This window comes from uncultured Paraglaciecola sp. (assembly GCF_937123705.1).
In the GTDB taxonomy this organism is placed as follows: domain Bacteria; phylum Pseudomonadota; class Gammaproteobacteria; order Enterobacterales; family Alteromonadaceae; genus Paraglaciecola.
In genome coordinates this window covers 1-4911 of record NZ_CAKZKO010000145.1, presented here as the reverse complement: position 1 = coordinate 4911, position 4911 = coordinate 1, and the positions used below count along the sequence as shown (strand labels likewise).

The 4911-nt window shown below is 39.8% G+C and carries 5 protein-coding genes and 1 pseudogene; 2 read left to right on the top strand and 4 right to left on the bottom strand.

Annotated elements, in window-relative coordinates; translation table 11 throughout:
* Window positions 1–424: leucyl/phenylalanyl-tRNA--protein transferase (locus tag Q0688_RS20105; RefSeq protein WP_299081569.1), on the bottom strand; the 424-nt coding region annotated here is incomplete at its 3' end.
* 81 nt (window positions 425–505) lie between these two features.
* Window positions 506–1459, bottom strand: coding sequence for a thioredoxin-disulfide reductase (gene trxB, locus Q0688_RS20100; protein WP_299081563.1), 954 nt, complete (start codon window positions 1457–1459; stop codon window positions 506–508).
* A gap of 254 nt (window positions 1460–1713) precedes the next feature.
* Here trxB and yfbV point away from each other — a divergent pair, with 254 nt between their 5' ends.
* The gene (gene yfbV / locus Q0688_RS20095) at window positions 1714–2160 is read left to right on the top strand and encodes a terminus macrodomain insulation protein YfbV (protein WP_299081559.1); all 447 of its coding nucleotides are present in this window, start codon (window positions 1714–1716) and stop codon (window positions 2158–2160) included.
* Window position 2161: 1 nt separating this feature from the next.
* Here the strand turns inward: yfbV and Q0688_RS20090 are convergent, their stop codons facing one another.
* Complete coding sequence (locus tag Q0688_RS20090) at window positions 2162–2650, bottom strand: SprT family zinc-dependent metalloprotease (protein ID WP_299081556.1); 489 nt, start codon at window positions 2648–2650, stop codon at window positions 2162–2164.
* Window positions 2651–2746: 96 nt separating this feature from the next.
* Window positions 2747–4519: a signal peptide peptidase SppA gene (sppA, locus tag Q0688_RS20085; RefSeq protein WP_299081566.1), complete on the bottom strand. Its 1773-nt coding sequence runs from the start codon at window positions 4517–4519 to the stop codon at window positions 2747–2749.
* 57 nt (window positions 4520–4576) lie between these two features.
* Here sppA and Q0688_RS20080 point away from each other — a divergent pair.
* A pseudogene (locus Q0688_RS20080) lies at window positions 4577–4911 on the top strand (phenylacetate--CoA ligase family protein); the annotation flags it as partial.

The following is a 4911-nucleotide window of genomic DNA, read 5'->3' as shown; positions in this document are numbered from 1 at the left end:
AACTATTTTGCTGCCAAACTTCTATCGAATGAGCATGGCCTAGTTTGTGAAGGCTTTTGTAGGCGTTAATCATGTCTAGGGTGATCCAGGTTCCAGAGTCGTTTCTTGGAATTGTGGCACAAGTATCAATCACCTGTTCGAACGCGTTATTTAATGTGATCTGATAGTCACATTTACGAGCAAACTTTCTGAGGCTTTTACTGCCCTTAAAATCCTCTATAGGTAAAATGCCTCTGGGGTCTGGCGACCACCACATGATTGGTTCACCTTCGCTAAACCATGGAAATATTCCAGACTGATAAGCTAATAACAGACGATTGGGACTCAAGTCACCACCAAATGCTAATAAACCATTAGGATCGCTATGAGCTAACTCTACAGGGGGAAAAACGAGATGTTGTTCGAGCTTTGTAAGAGTCAGCATGGCAATATCACAGAAGTTTATTACTTTTAGCATGTATAAAAAAAGGCCTCAAGTCGAGGCCTTTGCATACAATCAATGTCTTTAGTCTTGAGCGTCTAAGAATTTCTCAGCATCTAACGCCGCCATACACCCAGTACCTGCCGAGGTGATCGCTTGACGGTAAATATGGTCACTTACATCGCCAGCGGCGAATACGCCTTCAACGCTTGTTTGAGTTGCATTACCTTCGGTGCCACTTTGCACTTTGATATAGCCATCTTTCATTTCTAATTCACCTTCAAAAATACCGGTGTTGGGCTGATGGCCGATAGCAATGAACAATCCCATTAGATCTAAATTTTCGGTGGCATCGGAATTGGTGTCTTTGATACGGATCCCCGTCACACCCATTTCATCACCTAATACTTCGTCTAGCTGGCGATCTAAATGCAACACTACATTGCCATTTTTGGCTTTATCCATTAAACGATCCGCAAGAATTTTTTCACTGCGAAATGAATCACGCCTGTGGATTACATGTACTTCAGATGCAATATTCGACAGATAAAGTGCTTCTTCAACTGCGGTATTTCCGCCGCCCACCACGGCCACTTTTTGGTTACGGTAGAAAAATCCATCACAAGTTGCACACGCCGACACCCCTTTGCCCATAAAGGCCGTTTCTGATTCCATTCCTAGATACTTAGCAGAAGCACCAGTACAAATAATTAGTGCATCACAAGTGTAGGTACCTTGATCACCAGTTAACGTAAATGGTCGCTTAGATAGGTCGGTTTTGTTGATATGGTCAAAAATAATTTCAGTATCAAACTTCTCCGCATGTTGTTGCATGCGAACCATTAAGTCGGGACCAGTAAGTCCTTCAGGATCGCCAGGCCAGTTTTCAACTTCTGTGGTTGTGGTTAGCTGTCCACCTTGTTGAATACCCGTTAACAATACCGGATTTAAATTTGCCCGGGCTGCATAAACAGCGGCTGCGTAACCGGCTGGGCCTGAGCCCAAAATTAAAAGTTTAACGTGTCTCGCTTCGGACATTGATTTCTCCAAATAAGGTTTTGCATAATGACTGATTTGTCATATTTAATTCATTGGCCTAGACATGAGGGCATGTGTTGTACTTTCAATGTTATTTCAACACTAATTTAATCACATTACTTCTTCACTGAGTCTCTACGGCTATTCAACCTGCGTTTTCTTAGTACTAACCATTTATTATAACTTTATGATGTTAGCGAATATGAGTTTAAACCGTTACAATATTGTTAACTAAAAAAGAAGAGAATTTAAGTTTGGCGCTGACTATTCAAACTATGGTGAAAGACGGGCAACAATACATGCAGACGTGGCCAATGCAGCAACAATTGTATGCAATGTTTCCCGAATGCCGTGTGATTTCTGCCACTAAGTTTTCCATTAAAGTCATGCCTGCTATGGCGGTGTTAACTGTTGCTGTACTTGTTAACCTGCAAGGATACGAAAAACTTCCTCAAGCTTTAGCGGCGGGTGCATTGTTTTTGTCTTTGCCAGTTCAAGGGTTGATGTGGCTTGGTCATCGCTCGAATCAAATTTTGCCACCCAGCTTAAAAAGTTGGTATTTAGATATTCATCATAAAATGCAAATGCAAGGGTGCGCCTTACAATCTCCCAAAGCTAAACCTAAATATAATGAACTAGCGAAACTTTTAAAAACAGCCTTTGATGAGCTTGATAAAGCCTTTACAAAACGCTGGTTTTAATTCAAGAAGCGATTTTTAATACCGAGTGACATTTACGGCAGATGTAGTTTTGTTTTCCTCTAGTGATTTTGTTGTGACGTCGGATACTTAATTCAAGCGTGCCACATTGGCAATAGTAGCGAAACACTTCACCAGCCACTTTTTGAATATCCATGTTGTGGTGAGTTTTTGGTGTTACCGCAAATAAATCGATCATTAAAGCCTGCCATTCTTGGCCATGTGGTTTAACGCGGCCATATAACTGGTGCGCCAACAGGTGACAGACTTCGTGAGGGACAACTTCATTTATAAAAATATCGAGATTGTCTTGTAATAATATTGGATTAAACCGTAACTCGTTGCTTTGCAAACGGGCACTTCCAGCAACTTTGCCTCTTTGTTTAAAACTAATTTTAGGTAAATCGAAGTGCTGATTAAAACGCTCATTGGCATAATCAAAACATTGTTCGACTTTTTGTATTACCAGTTGCTGAGAAGTAGGCGACAACATTAATCTACATTACCAAGAAAAGATGAGCTGAGAAGGAGCATATAAAAAGTCCCAATATTAAAAATATCGGGACAATCAGTTGTGCTTTAGGTTGCTTTAAAATTCGCAGGCTAAACAATATGCGTAGACGCCTTTAGGATCGTTTAACTTAGCAACAGCTTCAATGTCTGCGGTAATTTCTTTAACAAGATTTATAATAGTGCTCGATTTCTCCGCAACAAAAGCCCCTTTAAAACTCACGCTTGCTGTGGTTAGCAATTCTTTCCAGAACAATTCACTTTTAGACATAGGTCTTTGAATATATTGGGTATCATATGTGTTTAAGTTAGCTAATTCAGCAGCCGCTTTTACGCCATTATCGAGATATCCCAACTCGTCAACTAATCCTAATTCTAATGCTGTTTCGCCTATCCAAACACGGCCCTGAGCAATTTGGTCAACTTGGCTTTTAGTCATATTGCGTTTTTCAGCGACTAACGAGATAAATTGATCATATCCTTGTTCGATTCCTCTTTGCATAATGGCAGCAAATTTAGGATTTAAGGATTTAGTGATACCCATATTGGCAAATTCGGTGGTACCCACACCATCGGTATGTACCCCAAGATAATCTAAGGTATTTTCAAAGGTAAAAAACATCCCAAATATGCCAATCGAACCGGTAATAGTGCTAGGGGCGGCGATGATTTTGTCGGCACCAGCCGAAATCCAATAACCGCCAGACGCAGCATAAGTGCTCATTACCGCAACCACAGGTTTGCCTGTAGCTTGCAGGTTTTCAACTTCTTGGCGAATAATTTCTGATGCAAACGCGCTTCCACCTGGAGAGTCTACGTACAATACAACCGATTTAACAGAATCGTCATATCGAGCCTTTCTTAATAATGCTGCGGTACTATCACCACCAATTTCTCCGGCTTTTCTAGTGCCGTTTAAAATAGATCCTTTTGCAACGACTACCGCCACTTTATCCATGCTGTTATTTATTATTGGAAATGGAGGATTGATAACACCGAGGTAATTTTTAAAGCTAATGGCGTTAAGACCTTGGTGGTTTTGTTTGGTACCAACAATGGCAGCAATCTCTTGAAATGCTTGTTCTCTAGTTTTAAGGGCATCAACCCACCCATAATCCAGAGCATATTGCGCAAAATCGCCTTGAGATTGCTCAAACTTAGCCAAGAAAACATCTAATTCTTCATCAAAATTACTTACATCTAAACCACGAGCAGCAGCCACACTGGTTTTGTATTGTGACCACATTTCCTGTAACCAAGCTTTATTGGCCACTTTTGCCGCTTCAGACATGTCATCACGCAAGTAAGGCTCTACGGCTGACTTATATGTTCCCACTTTAAAAACATGGGTTTCAGCCTTTAGTTTTTCTAATGCGGATTTAAAATAAGTACCAAAACGTCCATATCCTTCAAACATCATAAACCCCATTGGGTTTAAGTATAAATGGTCGGCGCGGCTAGCGAGGTAATATTGGTTTTGAGTAAAATAGTCACCAATTGCAAATATAGGTTTGTGACTTTCCTTAAAGCCTTCTAATGCGACTGCTATTTGTTCAAGTTTATCTAAACCCGCGCCACCTAAACCATGTAAGTCCAAAACTAAGGCTTTAATTCGTCTGTCTTGTTTAGCATTTTCGATAGTTAGCAATACATCTTGAAGTAGAATTTCAGGATTGTCATTTTGTTGTTCAAAAGCTTCTTGCATAAACTCTGAGAGCGGGTCAATCGCTTCTTTTTCGATGACTAAATTTCCCTCTAATTTCAGAACTAACGCAGAATCAGAAGGCACCATGATTTTATGATCATCTTTTAAAAATACTGATACCAGAGCAATAAATAACACTATAAAAATAACATTAAAAAATCAACTGGCGGCTCAACTGGACAACCTTTTCACTTTGAATTGAATTTGGAAAGTAATACTCGCAGAGAAGCAGTAATGTGGAGAGGTTACGGTTGGTTAGGTGCAGGTCTTGGTCAAAAAACAATGTACTTATGGGGTGCAGATCTAGGACAACCTTCACGTTTTAACACTATTAAAAATGCGCTATACCATGGTTTTTATAATAGGAAAATGTTGAACTCATTTGAAATGAATGAGAGGAATAAAAACGAATACATAAGTGAAATCAATCGTTATAAGCCTGTTGCTTTTGTATCTTATGTAAACCCTCTTTATGAATTAGCTTTATATATAAATGAACATAAGGTTGATGTTTTTCAACCCCAAACAATCTTAACTGG